General features: G+C 69.5%; 8 protein-coding genes. 4 read left to right on the top strand and 4 right to left on the bottom strand.

The features are described 5' to 3' along the window. The first annotated feature begins 197 nt into the window (after positions 1 to 197). The 3 genes from ASD28_RS12790 to ASD28_RS12780 are packed head-to-tail and all read left to right on the top strand — an operon-like array spanning position 198 to position 7,675. On the top strand, positions 198 to 2,498 hold the full coding sequence (locus ASD28_RS12790) for an alpha-L-fucosidase (RefSeq protein ID WP_056127917.1): 2,301 nt from the start codon (positions 198 to 200) through the stop codon (positions 2,496 to 2,498). A 12-nt stretch (positions 2,499 to 2,510) separates the two neighbouring features. After that, positions 2,511 to 5,366, top strand: coding sequence for a beta-galactosidase GalA (galA, locus tag ASD28_RS12785; RefSeq protein WP_229412391.1), 2,856 nt, complete (start codon positions 2,511 to 2,513; stop codon positions 5,364 to 5,366). Then, complete coding sequence (locus ASD28_RS12780) at positions 5,363 to 7,675, top strand: PDZ domain-containing protein (RefSeq protein WP_056127914.1); 2,313 nt, start codon at positions 5,363 to 5,365, stop codon at positions 7,673 to 7,675. Before galA (ASD28_RS12785) ends, ASD28_RS12780 begins: the two co-directional genes overlap by 4 nt. Before the next feature lie 96 nt (positions 7,676 to 7,771). Here ASD28_RS12780 and galA (ASD28_RS12775) read toward each other — a convergent pair whose 3' ends face one another. The 3 genes from galA (ASD28_RS12775) to ASD28_RS12765 all read right to left on the bottom strand — a co-directional run bounded on the left by galA (ASD28_RS12775) (position 7,772) and on the right by ASD28_RS12765 (position 13,411). After that, positions 7,772 to 10,270, bottom strand: coding sequence for a beta-galactosidase GalA (galA, locus tag ASD28_RS12775; protein WP_056127912.1), 2,499 nt, complete (start codon positions 10,268 to 10,270; stop codon positions 7,772 to 7,774). A gap of 133 nt (positions 10,271 to 10,403) precedes the next feature. Next, a complete protein-coding gene (locus ASD28_RS12770; RefSeq protein ID WP_056127908.1) occupies positions 10,404 to 10,988 on the bottom strand; it encodes a PEP-CTERM sorting domain-containing protein in 585 nt (194 codons plus the stop codon). Positions 10,989 to 11,053: 65 nt separating this feature from the next. Further along, complete coding sequence (locus ASD28_RS12765) at positions 11,054 to 13,411, bottom strand: hypothetical protein (RefSeq protein WP_056127905.1); 2,358 nt, start codon at positions 13,409 to 13,411, stop codon at positions 11,054 to 11,056. A gap of 254 nt (positions 13,412 to 13,665) precedes the next feature. Here ASD28_RS12765 and ASD28_RS12760 point away from each other — a divergent pair, with 254 nt between their 5' ends. Then, on the top strand, positions 13,666 to 16,260 hold the full coding sequence (locus ASD28_RS12760) for a glycoside hydrolase family 3 C-terminal domain-containing protein (protein ID WP_056127902.1): 2,595 nt from the start codon (positions 13,666 to 13,668) through the stop codon (positions 16,258 to 16,260). A gap of 4 nt (positions 16,261 to 16,264) precedes the next feature. Here ASD28_RS12760 and ASD28_RS12755 read toward each other — a convergent pair whose 3' ends face one another. After that, complete coding sequence (locus ASD28_RS12755; protein ID WP_056127900.1) at positions 16,265 to 17,812, bottom strand: alpha-N-arabinofuranosidase; 1,548 nt, start codon at positions 17,810 to 17,812, stop codon at positions 16,265 to 16,267. Positions 17,813 to 17,822 lie beyond the last annotated feature (10 nt).

The raw sequence follows: 17,822 nt of genomic DNA, 5'->3' as shown, positions 1-17,822 counted from the left end.
TGATTATGCACGCAACAGTTGCCGTACGTCACATCTTTTTAAGGGCGCGCCCATGGTGGTAGCGGAAACCGTTACCTGGTTGCCACGTTGGCGATGCAGACTTACGTGATTTCCCATGCCGGTTGTGGAATTTCGCGATTGCGGGCGTAATACGGCCGATTACAGAATCGATACGCGACTTATCACACCGACAAATCATGCTCCCACCTCGATACCCCCAAGGCTGCCTCGGCCTGGCCCTCGCGTTCGCCTGCGCGACAGCGCACGGCGCCCCCATTCCCTACGCGACGGAACACGTGATCGCCGCGGACGACACCCCCGCCGCGATCGTCGCCAAGGCCGCGACAACCCTGCCCCGCCCCAACCAGTCCGCCTGGATGCGGCTGGAGCGCACGTTCTTCCTGCACTTCGGCGTCAATACCTTCAATGAAGTGGAATGGGGCAACGGCAAGGAAGACCCTGCCCTGTTCAATCCCACGCAACTGGACGCGCACCAGTGGCTGCGCGCGGTGAAGCAGCTCGACGGCAAGATGCTCGTGCTGGTGGCCAAGCACCACGACGGCTTCGCCATGTGGCCGTCGCGCTATACGGGCCACTCGTCGGCCGCGAGTCCCTGGCGCGGCGGCAAGGGCGATCTCGTGCGCGAGGTGGCCGAGGCGGCCCGCGGCGCCGGCGTCAAGCTCGGCATCTACCTGTCGCCGGCCGACCTGTACCAGCTGAAGACCAACCCCGCGAACCCGGCCGGCTATTACGGCAACGGCAGCGCGAAACGCCGCTCGACGATCCCGACCGACCCGGCCCGCTTCCAGAGCGACCCCGCGCAGGGGCGCACCCCGCCGCCGGGCCGGCCCACGTTCACGTACGAGGTCGACGACTACAACCGCTACTTCCTCAACCAGCTGTACGAACTGCTGACGGAATACGGACCGGTCCACGAAGTGTGGTTCGACGGCGCCAATCCCGACCCGAGCGTGGCCGAAACCTACGACTACGCGGCCTGGTACGACCTGATCCGCAAGCTGCAGCCGGACGCCGTCATCATGGGCAAGGGGCCGGACGTGCGCTGGGTCGGCACGGAAAGCGGCTACGGCCGCACGACCGAATGGAGCGTGATTCCACTGCCCACGGCGCCCCGCGCGTTCCAGTGGCCCGACATGCAGGCCGCGGACCTCGGCAGCCGGGCGCAGCTCAAACCCGGATCGCACCTGTGGTGGTACCCGGCCGAGACCAACGCGACCCTGCTGGCGAACGGCCAGTGGTTCTGGGCGCACGACAAGCGTCCCCGTCCCGTCACGCAGCTGGTCGACATCTTTTATTCGTCGATCGGCCGCAACGCCAACCTGATCCTGAACCTGTCGCCGGACAAGAGCGGCCTCGTGCCCGACGACCAGGTCGCGACGCTGGGCCAGCTGGGCGCCATCGTGCGCGCCACGTTCGCCGTCAACCTGGCGCGCGGCGCGCGCGTGACGGCCGACCACGCGGCCCCACGGCATGCCGCGCCGGCCGTCCTGGACGGCAGCCTGGACACCTGGTGGGAGGCCGCGCCCGGACGCAGCGACGGCACGCTCACGCTGACCCTGCCCCGGCGTACGCGCTTCGACGTCGTGTCGCTGCAGGAAGCGGTGGACCGGCGCGGCCAGCGCATCGAGTCGTTCGAGATCGAGACGTGGGACGGCGCGGCCTGGACCGCGCCCGCGCGCCACCCGGCCGACGTGACGACGACGGTCGGCCACCGCCGCCTGATCCGGCTGCGCGCCCCGGTGACGACGGACCGCGTGCGCCTGCGCATCACGGGCGCGCGCCTCGAACCGACGCTGGCGGAGATTGGGCTGTACAAGCAATCGGAGGACCTGTTGCCGCCCACGATCGCCGACCGCGATGCCGCCGGCGCCGTGCGGCTCGACCATCCGGCCGGCGGCACGATCGTCTACACGGTCGACGGCTCGGCCCCGACGGCCGCGTCGCCCGTGTACCGCGCGCCGCTGGCCATGCCCGGCAGCGGCATCGTGAAGGCGGCGCGCCTGCTGCCCGGCGGGCGGCTCGGCGTCGTCGGCGTGCGCGACTTCACGGGCTTGTCGCCGCGCGGCTTCACGGTCGTGGCGGCGGATGCCGAAGATGCCGGCCACGCGGCCGCACTCGCCGTCGACGGCGATCCCGCCACGTTCTGGCAGACGCCGTGGGGCGGCGGCCGGTCCATCCAGGTCGACATGGGCCAATCCCACCGCATCGCGGGCCTCGCCTACCTGCCACGGCAGGATGGGCAGGTGGCGGGGACGGCCGTGAACTACCGCTTCGAGACGAGCGCGGACGGGACGCACTGGCAGGCCGCCGTCGAACGGGGCACGTTCGCGAACGTCCACAACAACCCCGACCTGCAGACGGCCCGTTTCGCGCCGGTCGCCGCCCGCTTCTTCCGTTTCACGGTGCTGGACGATGTGTGGCGCTCCGGCTCGGCCAGCGCGGCCGAACTGTCCGTCATTCCCGCCGACGCCGATTGACCGCATGCCGACATGACGACCGAACACGACCACCGCGGCGCCACCATGCGCGCCGTCCTCCACTGCCTGCTCGCCGCATGCGCCGTGCTGCTGGCGGCGATGCAGTTCGCCCACGCGGCCCCGCGCGAGCGCCTGTCGCTGGATGCGGGGTGGCGCTTCCTGCGGGGCGACGTGCCCCTGCCGGCGATCCAGGGCCACGGCGCCAGCTACCTCAACGCGAAGGCAGGCGAGGCACAGGGTCCGGCCAATGCCGACTACGACGATTCCGACTGGCGCCGGGTCGACCTGCCGCACGACTGGGCGGTGGAAGGCCCGTTCGACGCCGCGCAGAACAAGTCGCAGGGCTACCGCCCGCGCGGCATCGGCTGGTACCGGCGCTACTTCACCTTGCCGGCGTCCGACCGCGGACGGCACATCGAGCTGCAGTTCGACGGCGTCGCCACGCACAGCACCGTGTGGGTCAACGGCATCGTGGTGAACCGCAACTGGTCGGGCTATAACGGCCGCTACATCGACATCACGCCGTACATGCGCTACGGCGCGGAGCCGAACACAATCGCCGTGCGCGTGGACGCTGAAGTGATGGAAGGCTGGTGGTACGAAGGCGCCGGCATCTACCGTCACACCTGGCTCGTCAAGCGCGACGCCATGCACATCGCCACCGACGGCATCCACGCGAATCCGGTGCGGAAGGACGGCCGCTGGACGCTGCCCGTGACGGTGGACGTCGACAGCAGCGCAGACAGCGCACGCAAGGCGCGCCTGGAAGTCAGCCTGCTCGATCCGGCCGGCCATGAAGTCGCGCACGCCGGCGCGCCCGTGCAGGTCGATGCGCTCGGCAAGGCCAGCGCGCGGCTGGCTCTGGCCATACGCAATCCCCAGCCGTGGACGCTGGCGAGGCCGGCGCTGTACCGCGTGCGCGCCGTTCTGCGCGATGCGACTGGCGAGCTGGATCGCGACGAGACGCACACGGGCTTTCGCACGATCCGCTTCGACGCCGACCGCGGCTTCTTCCTCAACGGCCAGCCGCTCAAACTGCAGGGCGTGGCGATCCACCAGGACCATGCCGGCGTGGGTGTCGCCGTGCCCGACGCGATCTGGGAATTCCGCCTGCGCCAGCTGAAGTCGATGGGCGTGAACGCGGTCCGCTTCGCGCACAACGCGCCCGCGGCCGAAGTCCTGGACAGCGCCGACCGCATCGGCCTTCTCGTGATGGACGAGAACCGCAACTTCAACACGTCGCCCGACTACATGCAGCAACTGACCTGGCTCGTGAAGCGCGACCGCAACCGTCCCAGCGTCATCCTGTGGTCGATTTTCAACGAAGAAACGCTGCAGGGCACGGAGGTCGGCTACGAGATGGCGCGCCGGATGGTCGGCGCCATCAAGCAACTCGACACGACGCGCCCCGTTACCGCCGCGATGCACAGCGGCCTGTTCGCCGCCAGGAGCGCCGTGCAGGCGCTGGACGTGGCGGGCATCAATTACCAGGTGTGGGAATACGACCGCTTCCACAAGATGTTCCCGCACAAGCCCGTGTTCAGTTCGGAGGACACCTCGGCCTTCATGTCGCGCGGCGAGTACACGACCGACCAGGACAAACACCTCGTCGCCAGCTATGACGACGACGCGGCCCAGTGGGGCCAGACGCAGCGCGGCAGCTGGAAGCAGATCAGCGCCCGTCCCTTCCTGGCCGGCAGCTTCGCGTGGACCGGCCTCGATTACCGCGGCGAACCGACGCCGCACGAGTGGCCCAGCGCCGGCTCGTTCTTCGGCATCATGGACCTGTGCGCGCTGCCGAAAAACGCGTACTGGTTCCGCCAGGCGCTGTGGCTGAAGGACCGCACCGTCGTCAAGGTCATGCCGCACTGGAACTGGGCCGGCAAGGAAGGACAGCCGGTCAAGGTGCGGGTCGCGACCAACGCGCCGCGCGTACGCCTGGTGCTGAACGGTGCCGTCATCGGCGAGCAAAACGTCGATCCGTTCGACATGGCGACGTTCCAGGTGCCGTATGCGCCGGGGCGGCTCGAAGCCGTGGCGCTGAAGGATGGCGCCGAGGTCGGGCGCGACCAGGTCGAGACGAGCGGCGCCCCCGCCCGCCTCGTGCTGGCGCCGGACCGTCCGGCGCTGGCCGGCGACGGCGCCGATGCCGTGCCCGTGACGGTGAGCGCCGTCGACGCGCAGGGCCGTCCCGTCGCCGACGCCAACCTGCACGTGACGTTCGACCTGGCCGGCCCGGGCGCCATCATCGGCGTCGGCAACGGCGACCCGAACTCGCACGAGTCCGAGAAGGCGCCCGAGCGCAACCTGTACAACGGCCTCGCGCAGGTGATCGTGCAAAGCCGCCGCGCGGGCCAGGGTCCGCTGATCTTGCGTGCGCACGCGGACGGCCTGCAATCCGCCGCGCTGGCGCTGGACGTGCGCGCCGTCGCGCCCATCCCCGCCGTCGCCGAGGCGGAGCCGCTCGTGCGGCCGGCGCCGTGGCGCACGTCGCCGCCGCAGGCCGACCGTCCGGATCCGAACCGGGTCCTGGCCGACAACGACATGAACACGTGGGGCTGGGGCGAACCGCCGCTGACACAGGCGCCCGCCGCGCTGCCGTGGCGCAGCTACCGCGTCGCGTTCGGCCTGCGCCGCGACCGCAACGACGGCCAGGCGCGGCTCGTCATGCGCGAGATCGCCGGCAAGGCCGAGGTGTGGCTGGACGGCGACAAGCTGGGCGAGAAGACGGCGTACGAACCTGGCCCGCTGACCCTGGCGGTGCCGAAAGGTGCGGGCTGGCGCACGCTCACCGTGCTGGTCGAAACGCAGCCGGGCCAGCCGTCCGGCCTGACGGGCGACGTGACGATCGAACCGGGTACGCCATGACGCCGCGCCCCCTCATCCTCGCCATCGCCCTGGCGTTGCACGGCGCCGGCGCCTGCGCGGCAGCCGTCACCGTGCACGATGCGCGCACGCTGGCCGCCGCGCTGGACCGGGCACGCGGCGACAAGCGCATCGACCGCATCGTGCTGGCTCCCGGCACGTATGCACTCGCGCAGACCATCGTCATCGACGAGCGCCTGTCCGGCCGGTCCGGCCATCCGTTCGAACTGGTGGGTGCGCCCGGCGCGCGCGTCGTGCTGAGCGGCGCGCCCGCCCTGCCCCTGCTGCGGTGGGAACCGTGGCGCGACGGCATCTGGCGCGCGCGCTACGCCGGTCCGGCGTTCCAGCGCTTGTGGCTGGACGGCCGGCGATTGGTGCGTGCGCGCTATCCGAACATCGGGGCCGACCCCGACGCCTTCGTTGGCGCCGCCGACGCCACCGCGCCGACCCGCGTGGCGCGCTGGCACGACCCCGCCGGCGCCGTCCTGCACGCGCTGCACGGCCTTGGCTGGGGCGGCGTACAGGTCACTATCCTCGGCAAGGATGCGAACGGCGGCCTGCGCTACGGCGCGCAAGTGGCCAACAACCGCGCCATGGAGCCCAGCGCGACCGCACGCTGGGTCGAGAACGTGTTCGAGGAACTCGATGCGCCGGGCGAGTGGTTCCACGACCGCACGGACGGCTGGCTGTACCTGAAGCCAGTGACGCCGGGCCGCCCGCACGCACGCGGCTTTGCCGCCGGCGCACTCGATACGCTCTTGCGCATCGCCGGACAGCGCAGCGACGTGCACGACGTCGCGGTACGCAACCTTGTGTTCACCCGCACGGAGCCCACGGTCCTGCAGGCGCTGGAACCGTTGCTGCGCTCCGACTGGAAATTCGCCCGGATCGGGGCCGTCACCGTGGAAAACGCGCGCGACGTGCGCATCGCCGACGGCGAATTCACGGACCTGGGGGGCCAGGGCGTCGTCGTCAGCGGCCGCGCCGCGGGCGTCGCCGTGACGGGCAACCACATCCACGGCATCGGCGCCACGGCGATCGCGTTCGTCGGGCGGCCGCAGGCCGTGCGCTCGCCGCTGTTCGAATATTATCAACAGCTGGACATGGACAAGATCGACCGCACGCCCGGGCCCGCATCCGACGCGTACCCGCACGATTCATCGGCGGTGGACAACCTGATCCACGACATCGGCACGATCGACAAGCAGGCCGCCGGCGTGGAGATTTCCATGGCGGCGCGCATCACGCTCGACCACAATTCGATTTACCACATGCCGCGCGCCGGCATCAACATCGGCGACGGCAATTGGGGCGGCCACAGCATCACGCACAACGACGTGTTCGACACCGTCCTCGAATCCGGCGACCACGGCGCATTCAACAGCTGGGGGCGCGACCGCTACTGGCACCCGGACCGGCTCGAGATGGACCGGCGCGTCGCCGCGGAACCCGCCCTGGCCCTGCTGGACGCGGTGGAACCGATCGTCATGAGGTACAACCGCTTCCGTTGCGACCACGGCTGGGACGTCGACCTCGACGACGGCGCCTCGAACTACGTGATCGAATCGAACCTGCTGCTGTCCGGCGGCCTGAAGCTGCGCGAAGGGTTCGCCCGCGTCGTGCGCAATAACATCCTCGTCAACAATACCTTTCATCCGCACGTATGGTTCGACGCCAGCGGCGACGTCTTCGAGCACAACGTCGTGATGGCGCCGTACCAGCCGGTGACGATCCGCCGCTGGGGCCGCAGCGTGGACCGCAACCTGTTCACGACGCGCGCGGCGCTGGCGGCGGCGCAGGCGCGGGGCACGGATGCCGGATCGATCGTCGCCGATCCCGCCTTCGCCGCGCCGCTGGCCGGCGACTACACGGTGACGGATACGGCCGCCTCCGCGCGCATCGGCTTCGTGAATTTCCCGATGACCGACTTCGGCGTGCGGCCCGCCCGCCTGAGGGCGCTGGCGAAGACACCGTCGTTCGCGGCGCCGGCCCACCCGGCCGACACCGGGCCTGACGCGGCGCCGCAATCGCTGGCCGGCATGACCGTGAAGGACGTGCGCACGGCGGGCGAGCAGTCGGCCGCCGGCCTGGGCCGCATCGCCGGCGTCCTCGTGCTGGCAGTGGAACCGGGCAGCCCGGCCGCCGCCGCGGGCTACCGGGCGCGCGACGTCATCGTCGGCGGTGCCGGCGGTACGGTCCTGGACGACGTGGCGGCGCTCCAGGCGTGGCTGGAGGCCGGGGCGGCCGGCGCGCGCGAACTCGTCGTCGTGCGCAATCAGGCGCGGGCGCGCCTGCCGGCGCCACGGCCGTAGGGCGGGTTCTCCGGCCCGCGCGCATGTTTGCGATGTGTTGGCGTTACGCGTGGGCACCGGGGTGCCCACCCTACCGGGACAGGCGCATGCCGCTGCTTATTGCGCCACGACCGGAACGGACGGCAGCGCCGGCACGGCCCGGACGCCGATCATGGTCTCGGAAGGCTTCAGGCCGGCCGCCGTGGCGCGCAGGACAAGACTGCCCGCGCCGCCGCGCCGGCTTTGCAGGATGACCTGGGCCAGACCGTTGTAGATCGTGACCTTGTCGCCTTTCTCCGGCGCGTGGTTGTTCGGATCGCCGTTGCCGACGCCGATGTTCGCGCCCGGACCGCTGACATCGAGCGCGACGGCCAGGTTCGCGGTGGGCACGGGCCGTCCCTGCGCGTCGATGGCCTCGACGGTCACCGGAACGGCGTCGCGGCCGTCGCCGGCCAGCGCGTTGCGGTCCGGCGTGAGGCGCAGCGCCATGGGCGCGCCGGTGGTCTCCACCGCAAAGCGCGCGACTTCGCGCCCATCCTTCTTCCCGACGGCTTCGAGCCGGCCCGGTGCCCAAGGCACCTGCCACTCCACCATCCTGAAGGGATCGGCCTTCTTTTCCTCGACGAGTTTACCGTTGAGGTAAAGCGCCACCGTGTCGGTGTTCGTTGCCGCCAGCACCTTGATCGGTTGTCCCTCCTGGCCCGCCCAGTTCCAGTGCGGCACCAGGGTCAGCACCGGCCGGTCCTTCACCCAGAGCGCCTGCCGGACGTAAAACTCGGTCGTGGGGAACCCGCAGAGATCCAGCGCGCCGAAGTGGGAGCTCGCGGACGGCCAGCCATACGGCGTGGGCTCGCCGCGGTAGGCAAAGCCCGTCCATGAAAAGCCGCCGGCAAACGACGGCTGCTTGGCGATCGCTTCCCATGCGCCGCGTGCCGTGCTGGTGGTTGCCCAACCCGGATAGACGTCATCGTACGAGGCTACGACCTTCGACCAGTCGGTCGTGTATTCCCCACGCGTCATGACCTGGGAGGTGTCCTCGGTGCTGACGATGGGCTTATCAGGATAGGCCGCGCGAATCTTGTCATATTCATCCGCCTGGTAGTTGATACCGACCACGTCCACACTGTGCGCCGCGTTCTTCGGATTCGCCTTGCCGTCCGCGCCCAGTTGCCCCATGTTCTGCGCGCCGGTCGTCGGCCGGGTGGTGTCGAGCTGCTTGACCACCGCGTTCATCACGCGCGCGATCTCCATGCCTTCTTCATTGACCTCGAGCCCCTCTTCGTTGAACAGGCTCCACAGGATCACACTGGGGTGGTTGCGATCGCGGCGCACGAGCCACCGGAGTTGCTTCAGGTATTCCGGCGACGCGTTGAAGTGCCTGGTCTCGTCCATCACGAGCATGCCGAGCCGGTCGGCGGCATCCAGCAGTTCCTTCGCCGGCGGGTTGTGCGCGGTGCGGTAGGCGTTCGAACCCATCTCCTTCAGCTTGCGCAGGCGGAAGTCCCAGAGCGAATCCGGCACGGCAACGCCGACGCCCGCGTGATCCTGGTGATTGCTGGTGCCCTGGAGCTTGAGCGGCTGGTCGTTGAGCAGGAATCCCTTCTGCGCGTCGAAGCGGATCGTGCGGAACCCGATGCTGGTGTCGACCGAGTCCACCGCCCTGTCGCCGCGCAGCACGGTCGTGCGCACCGTGTAGAGATTCGGCGACTCCACGGACCACAGCCGCGGTGCCGCCACCGGGACGGCGACCTTCGCCACGGTGTCGCCCTGGGAGACGATGCGCACCGGCGCGGAGCGGCTGCCCGCGATCCGCCGGCCCGCGGCATCGAACACCCCGACGTCCACGGCGGCCGAGGCGGTTCCGGAGCCGATATTGGCCAGCGTGACCTCGGCTGGAATCACCCAGCGTCCATCGGCGCCCTTGACGGGGTTGGCGTACACGCCGTCGGTGGCGATGTGGACGGGGCTGCGCTTGACCAGCCAGGTGTGGCGATAGATGCCGCCGCCTTCGTACCACCAGCCCTCGGCGTCCTCGGCATCCACCCGCACCGCGATGGTGTTGACGGCATCGTCGCCGTAGCGCGCCAGCGGCGTCATGTCGATCTGGAACGAGGCGTAGCCGCTCCAGTTGTGATGGACCTCGGTGCCGTTGACATACACCGTGCAGTGCGTCGCCACGCCGTCGAACTGCAGTTCGATGTTCTTGCCGCGATCGGAGGCGGGCAGCTTGAACGTGCGCCGGTACCACGCGATGCCGCGCGGGCGATAGCCCTGCTGCTTGAGCGCCTTCTCGTCGAAAGGCTGTTCGACGACCCAGTCGTGCGGCAGGTCGACCCGCTTCCAGCTCTTGTCGTCATAGCCGCGTGCCGCTGCGCCCCAGGCGCTGCCGGCCTTCGCGCCGTGGTAGGTGATGTCGGGGCCGTAGAGATTGACGCCCTGGCCGCCGGCGAAGGAATCGCGTGGGATGTCGCCGGGGTGGAAACGCCAGCCCTCGTCCAGCGAGAGGGTTTGCCGCAAAGCGGTGGAAGACGCCGGGCCGTCGGGTTGCGCGTGAACCGCGGGGTTCAGCGCGGACAGGCAAAGGGTCATGAAACCGAGGATGAATAAACGGATCATCGTAGGGGCGAGAATGATTGGATTGAAGAGTTGGCCGCGGGACAGCTCGACTGCGACCAAATAGAAAAATGCCAGTTAGCTTGACTGACTGGCATTCGGCTCGCAGCCTCCGCTTCTCATTGCGGCGCGCGGATCAGCCCCGGCGACGACGCGCCAGGCCGAAGGCCGCCACGCCGCCCAGCAGCAGCGACATGGTGCCCGGCAGCGGCACGGCCGCGGACGCGGCTTCCACGTCGACATTGGCGATCGCATTGACCGCGCCCGACGCGAAGCGCAGCTCGGTGACGCCGTTCAGTGCCGTGTTCCAGGTGCCGCCGCCCTGCAGGAAGGCCTGCAGGTTGCCGTCGGTCGACAGCGTGCTGCCGGTCGTGTAGTAGTCAAAGCTGCGCAGGTCGAACAGGCCGCCGCCGATGCGTGTCAGCGTGACGAAGGTGTCGGCGCCGTTCTCGAAGCCGTCGTGCCAGTTGTACGTCTGCGGGTCGAACGTGCCGTCGCCGACGTGGGCCGCGCCGGCGTCCGCCCCCGGCGCGTTCAGGGTCAGCCGGTAGCCCGACTCCTCGTACACGAGGTTCGTGCCGTCGTAGTGCATGTTGGCGGCGAGCGGGAAGCCGTCGCCGTACATCATCTCGGTCAGGCTGTCGAACGTCAGGACGGTCGCGCCGGCGTTGGCGGCCGCGACGCCCAGCGTCAGCGCGGCCAGGATTGCTTTCAGTTTCATATGCATGTCTCCAGGTATTCGAATAAGGGCCGGTCCCGTGTCCGACACGCGGGACCGGCGTTGCATCAGTAGCTGTACAGGACGCCGCGTGCGGCGCCGGCGAAGTACACGCGGCCAGGCACGGTCTGGTCGGCCGCGAGGTTGCTGATGCCGGCGTACTGGTGCTGGTCGTCGTTGATGCGGGTCCAGTTGGCGGCGCCGTCATCCGAGCGATACAAGCCCCACTGGCCGTTGATCACGCCCACGATATAGATCGATGCCGGGTACCTGGCGCCCGCCGGGGCCTTGCCAAGGGCGATCGACGTGGCGCCATAGATCGTCGGCTCGTAGTAGTTGTTGGGATTCGGAACCGACTGGGTCACGTTCAGCTTGGTCCAGTTGGCGCCCGCATCGGTCGAGTGCAGGATACTGAACCCGTCCACCACCCAGATGTCGCCTTCCGCGTTCGGATTGACGGCAATCGAGGTCTGTCCGAACTGGTTCAACGCGGCAACGTTCTTGAACGTGGCGCTCTCGGTGAACGTGCGGCCGCCGTCCGTCGACGTGTAGAAGTGCGCCGCGCCGCCCCATTGGGCCCACCATGCACCGCCCGAGTCGTATGCATAGACCTTGTTCGGGTTCTTGCGGTCGGCCACGACTTTATAGCCGCGCGACACGCTCATGCTTGGCAGCGCCGGCAGATTCGTGTAGGTCCACGTGTTGCCGTTGTCGGCCGTCCACGCCGGGACCGACTCGGCCGGTGCCCAGACCGCGCTGCCGGCCTTCGTGACGGCAATGCTGGCGGTTTCGGACTGGTGCGCCTTCGCGTCCGGGTGGTTGGTCGCGAACTTGTTCCAGCTTGTCCCGCCGTTGGTGGAGTAGGCGCCGACGATGTCCGGGTAGTCGTACGAGCCGGCGCCGATGGCGGCGATATAGTTGGGATTGGACCATGCGGCGTCGATGCCGAACGCGCTGCCGAACCAGTTGCCCGAGGTGCGCGTGGGCGACTTGAGGAGTTCCGTCTGCACGGTGACGCCGATGTCCAGGCCGGCGCGCATCAGCGCGTAGTTGGCGCCCGGCGCCGGGGCCATCAGGGCCTTCGTCGCGACTTCCTCGACGCCGCCGACGATGAAATTCCACGTCGGCTGCGCGGCCGACGCGTCGCGGGTCTCCCACACGCCGCCGCCAGTCACGTGCAGGACGCGGTCCGGATCGTTCGGGTCGATCTCGACGTCGTCCACCCAGCCGGAGTACCCGCCATCGGTCGGGTTGCGCGGCATCAGGTTGGCGATCTCGCGCCACGTCGCGCCGCCGTCGTCGGACAGCTGCACGGCCGGCATGCCGACCCAGTTCCCCCACGTGTTGGTCACGCCCAGCGCGATGCGGGTATGGGCGCCGGTGCCGGACACCGACAGGCCGCCCATGCCGAAGCTGGACCACTGGGTGTCGTCGTAGCCTTTCAGCAGGGTCCAGTTGGTGCCGTCGAACTTGTACAGGCGGCACGGACCGCCGGCGCCCGGGCCTTCGCCCTTCGTGAACGCCACGTACATCATGCCATCCTTCGCGCGCACCATGTGCGGGACGATGTAGCCCTGCACGTCGGCCGGGACGGGGATGCTGGTCCAGGACGCGCCGCCGTTGGTCGTCTTGTACAGGCCGGCGGTCAGGCCCGCCATGCCCGCGTAGTCCGGCGCCACTGCCGTGTAGATCGTCTGCGTGGCGGTGCCGGCGCCTTTGGTATCGGTATCGAAGATCACCTGCTCCACGCCGACCGGGCTGCTCCAGTAAGTCGTATCGATCTGTGCCTGGGTCATCGTCAGCGTCGATAGCGACGTCACCTGTTTCCACGTCTGGCCGCGGTCCGTGCTCTTCCACAGGCCGGCCGTGCGCGTGCCGTAGAACAGGATGGCCGGGTCGTTCGGGTCGACCATCAGGCGTTCGCCGATCGCGCGGCCCTGGTTGTTGCCGCCCGCCGGGAACGGCAGGTCGACGTGCGTCCAGTGGGTGCCGCGGTCGGTGGACATGTACAGACGCGCGGTGCTGCTGGCCCAGTTGTACATGCCGGCGCTCATGTAGACGCGCTGGTCGTCGGTCGGGTCGAGCGCCAGCGTTTCGCTGCCGTGGTAGAAGCCCTCGCCGGGGCCGAACATGTCCGTGATCGCGATCCAGGACGCGGCGGCCGCATCCCAGCGGTAGGCGCCGCCCACGTCGGTGCGCGCGTACAGCACGTCCGGGCTGGTCGGATGGAAGATCAGGCCCGGCACGTAACCGCCGCCGCCGAACTTCACGCTCCCGAAACGGGCGGGCTTGATGGTGGGGCTGGCCGAACCGATGGTGCCCGCCAGGACGGTCTGGCCGTTGGCGTGATCGGCCTCGCTGCCGCCGCAGCCGGCAGCGAGGCCCGCCACGACGCCAGCCAGGGCGATGAGTCGCATCTTGTGCATGTTTGTGTCTCCAGAATGATGGTGATGACGGTCCGGCAGCAGGCGTGCCCGCCGGGTTCGAACCATTCTGTGAGGCTGTCCATACGGCGGCAATGTCGAAAATCCTCAGGCGATCCACGAAATCCCGGAGCGTGCACGCGGCCCGACATGAAATTCCGCAGCGCCGGCAAAATTTTTACCAGTCGCCCCGGACGACGCGGGCGCACGGCCCCACCGGTGTTAGCATCCGCGCGCCAACCCATCACGACACGCCCATGACACCTCGACCTCTCTCCAGGACCGCCCTTGCGGCGGCCGTCGCCCTGACGCTGACCCTGCCCGCGCAGGCCGATCCCGCCGCCCGGGCGCACGCCCTGCTGGCCCGCATGACGCTGGACGAAAAGGCCAGCCAGCTGCAATCCACGTCACCCGCCATCGCGCGGCTCGGCATCCCGGCCTACAACTGGTGGAACGAAGGCCTGCACGGCGTCGCGCGGGCCGGCAACGCCACCGTGTTCCCGCAGGCGATCGGCCTGGCCGCCACGTGGAACGCCGCGCTCGCCGAACGCGTCGCGGACACCGTCGGCACCGAGTTCCGCGCGAAGTACCTGGAAACCGTGCATCCCGACGGCGGCGCCGACATGTACCGCGGCCTCACGGTGTGGTCGCCGAACGTGAACATCTTCCGCGATCCGCGCTGGGGGCGCGGCCAGGAGACGTATGGCGAAGACCCGTACCTGACGTCGCGCCTGGGCGTGGCGTACATCCGCGGCCTGCAGGGTTCCGATCCGGGCGCGCCGAAGGTATCGGCCACCGTCAAGCACTTCGCCGTGCACAGCGGCCCCGAAGCCGACCGCCACCGCGAGGACGTGCATCCTTCCCCGCGCGACCTGACGGAAACTTACCTGCCCGCGTTCCATGCGGCCGTGACGGAAGCGCATGTGCTGTCCCTCATGTGCGCGTACAACGCGGTGAACGGTCTGCCCGCCTGCGCCAGCGGCCCCCTGCTCAAGGATCTGCTGCGCGATGCGTGGAAGTTCCAGGGCCACGTCGTGTCCGACTGCGGCGCCATCGCCGACATCCACTCGGAAGGCGCGCACCGCTACGTCGACACGCCGGAACGCGCGGTGGCGGCGGCCATCAAGACGGGCACCGACGTGATGTGCGAGTTCGGCGACAGCCCGACGGCGACGCCCGCCACGACCGTGCGCGCGGTCCGGCAAGGCCTGCTGGCCGAGGCCGACGTCGATCGCGCCGTTCTGCGCCTGCTGGAAGCGCGCATCCGCCTCGGCCTGCTCGATGCACCGCGCCCTTGGGCCGGCATCACGGCGAAGGATTACGACACCCCGGCCGACCGCCGTCTGAATCTCGAGGCGGCGCGCCAGTCGCTCGTGCTGCTGAAGAACGACGGCCTGCTGCCGTTGAAGACGGCGCCGCGCCGCATCGCCGTGATCGGCCCGAACGCCGACAGCGTGGATGCGCTGGTCGGCAACTACAGCGGCACCCCGTCGAAGCCGATCACGGTGCTGGCCGGCCTGCGCGCCCGCTTCCCGCAGGCGCAGGTCACGTTCGTGGAAGGCACGGGCTGGGTCGCGCCGCCGCTGCAGGACGTGCCGGCGGACGCGCTGTGCCTGGACGCCGCGTGCACGCACCCTGGCGTGCGGACGGAACGCTTCGACAACCCCGACCTGGCGGGCGCGCCAGCCGCCGTCGACACGGGCGCGCAGGCGGCATTCAGGTGGGGCTGGCCGGACCGGTTCGACCGCAAGACGTCCACGCGCTGGAGCGGCTACCTGCGCGCCGCGGAGACCGGTCCGCATCACCTGCGGCTGAAAGGCGGACAGGGCTATCGCATCCGTATCGACGGACGTCTCGTCACGGACCTGTGGGACATCGCCTGGCCGACGACGAACACGCCGGTCGAACTCGCGGCCGGCAAGGTGTACCGGATCGAGATCGAGGCCCGGCAGCTCGGCTGGGACGGCGAACAGATGCTGCAGTGGACACGGCCCAGTTTCGACGACACGGCCGCCCTGGAAGCGGCGCGCGCGGCGGATCTCGTCGTGTTCGCGGGCGGCCTGACGTGGCAGCTGGAAGGCGAGGAAATGTCGGTCAATGCACCGGGTTTCGCCGGCGGCGACCGCACGAGTCTCGACCTGCCCGCGCCGCAGGAAGCGCTGCTGGAACGCCTGGGCAGCCTCGGCAAGCCGCTGGTGCTCGTCAACATGAGCGGCAGCGCCATGTCGCTGAACTGGGCCGCAGGTCACGTGCCGGCCATCATCCAGGCGTGGTACCCCGGCGGCGAAGGCGGCCAGGCCGTGGCGGAACTGATCGCCGGCGACTACAGTCCCGCCGGACGCCTGCCGGTAACGTTCTACAAGTCGGCGTCGGACCTGCCCCCGTTCAAGGACTACGGCATGCAGGGCCGTACCTACAAGTACTTCAAGGGCGAGCCGCTGTACCCGTTCGGCCATGGCCTGAGCTACACGCAGTTCTCGTACAAGCTCGCCGCGCCCGCGCCAAGGGCCGTGTGCGCCGGCTGCGCCGTCAAGGTCGCCGTCGACGTGAAGAACGACGGACCGCGCGCCGGCGACGAAGTCGTGCAGGTCTATGTCGCCCGTTCCGGTCCTGCGGCGCCCAACCGCACGCTCGTCCGCTTCGCCCGCGTCACGCTGCAGCCGGGCGAAAAACGCCGGCTGACGTTCGACCTGGACGGCAAGGCCCTCAGCACGGTCGATGCGGCCGGCAAGCGCAGCGTCGAGCCGGGCCAGGCCACCGTATGGATCGGCGGCGGCCAGCCTGGCCCGCGGACCGCGGGCGTCGCGCTGAAGGTCGGCGTCAAGGGCCGCCGCAGCCTGCCGCCGTTCTGACGCCCTACTCCTGCACGGTGACGACCACGACGGACTTCGCCGGCAGGGACAACACGAGCCCGCCGTCCCGGGCCGCGGCCTGGAACGGCGCCGGCCTGACGGCATCCGGCGCGGCGAACGTGTTGTGCGCGTCCATCGCGGCCGCCGTCAGCACGGAACCGGCCGCCCCGCGCGCGGCGGTGCCGCTCACGTCGACCGTGACGTCGGCCGCCGCGCGCGGGTTCGTATTGACGAGGGCAAGATACAGCTTGCCGTCCTTGCCGCGCGCCGCCGACGCGCTGACGGCCGGGATCGCGTCGGTGCCGAACGTGTACAGCGGATTGTGCGCCAGCGTCACCGGCACCGAGACCGCATCCTGGAACGGCACGTACATCCTGAAGACGTGGTAGGTCGGCGTCAGCACCATCCGCGCGCCGTCCGTGCGGACCATCGCCTGCAGCACGTTCACCATCTGCGCAATGCTCGTCATGCGCACGCGGTCCGCATGCGCATGGAAGATGTTGAAGTTGAGGGCCGCGACGAGCGCGTCGCGCAGGGAGTTCTGCTGCTGGAGGAAGCCCGGTCGGCTGCCCTCCTCGGCGTCGTACCACGTGCCCCATTCGTCGACGGCGAACATGAGCTTCTTCTGCGGGTCGTGCGCGTCCAGTTTCGCGACGTTGGCGGCGATGAACCCTTCCATGCGGCGCGTCTCGCTCAGCGTATGGATCCAGCGGCTTTCGTCGAAGCCGGCCGCACCGTACTTGCCGTTCTTGTCGGCGCCGGGCGACGTGTAATAGTGGAACGAGATCCCGTGCGCGCGCACGCCCCAGCCGCCGATGTGCTGGCTCAGGTAATCCGTCCAACTCGTATCCTCGTCGTGGCCGCCGGCCGCGATGAATTGCGTGTCGCCGCCGGGATGCAGGAAGGTCGCGTAGCGGCGGTAGGCGTCGGCGTACTGCTCCGGCCGCATATTGCCGCCGCAGCCCCACGCCTCGTTGCCGATGCCGAAGAACGCCACCTTGTACGGCGCCGGGTGGCCGTTGCGGGCACGCAGCCGGGCGAGGCTCGACGTGCCGTCCGCCGTCATGTATTCGATCCATTCCGACATCTCCCGCACGGTGCCGGTGCCGAGGTTGCCGTTGACGTAGGCATCCGCGCCGAGCTGTTCGACGAGGTCGAAGAATTCGTGCGTGCCGACGGCATTGTCCTCGTCGACGCCGCCCCAATTCGTGTTGATGCGCACGGGCCGCTGCGCGCGCGGGCCGATGCCGTCGCGCCAGTGGTACTGGTCGGCGAAGCAGCCTCCGGGCCAGCGCACGAGCGGCACGTGCAGCGCCTTCAGCGCGGCCACGACGTCGTTGCGCCAGCCGCGCGTGTTGGGGATCGTCGAGTCGGGACCGACCCACAGGCCGCCGTAGATGCCGGTACCGAGGTGCTCGGCGAACTGGCCATACACGTAGCGGCTGATGACGGGGCCCGGCTTGCCCGCGTCGATCGTGACGCCGACCTGCGCGGTGGCGAAGGTGGACGCGGCCGCGCAGACCGCGAGCGCGCACAATCGAAGTTTGTTCATGGTGGAATCT

The organism is Massilia sp. Root133 (assembly GCF_001426525.1).
Classification (GTDB): Bacteria; Pseudomonadota; Gammaproteobacteria; order Burkholderiales; family Burkholderiaceae_D; genus Telluria; species Telluria orientalis.
The sequence above is the reverse complement of the archived record's forward strand: the minus strand, read 5'-3'. Positions and strand labels throughout refer to the sequence as shown.

Coding starts and splice junctions, on each gene's coding strand:
- ASD28_RS12790 (WP_056127917.1), top strand. CDS start 198: ATGCTCCCACCTCGATACCCCCAAGGCTGCCTCGGCCTGGCCCTCGCG.
- galA (WP_229412391.1), top strand. CDS start 2,511: ATGACGACCGAACACGACCACCGCGGCGCCACCATGCGCGCCGTCCTC.
- ASD28_RS12780 (WP_056127914.1), top strand. CDS start 5,363: ATGACGCCGCGCCCCCTCATCCTCGCCATCGCCCTGGCGTTGCACGGC.
- galA (WP_056127912.1), bottom strand. CDS start 10,270: ATGATCCGTTTATTCATCCTCGGTTTCATGACCCTTTGCCTGTCCGCG.
- ASD28_RS12770 (WP_056127908.1), bottom strand. CDS start 10,988: ATGAAACTGAAAGCAATCCTGGCCGCGCTGACGCTGGGCGTCGCGGCC.
- ASD28_RS12765 (WP_056127905.1), bottom strand. CDS start 13,411: ATGCACAAGATGCGACTCATCGCCCTGGCTGGCGTCGTGGCGGGCCTC.
- ASD28_RS12760 (WP_056127902.1), top strand. CDS start 13,666: ATGACACCTCGACCTCTCTCCAGGACCGCCCTTGCGGCGGCCGTCGCC.
- ASD28_RS12755 (WP_056127900.1), bottom strand. CDS start 17,812: ATGAACAAACTTCGATTGTGCGCGCTCGCGGTCTGCGCGGCCGCGTCC.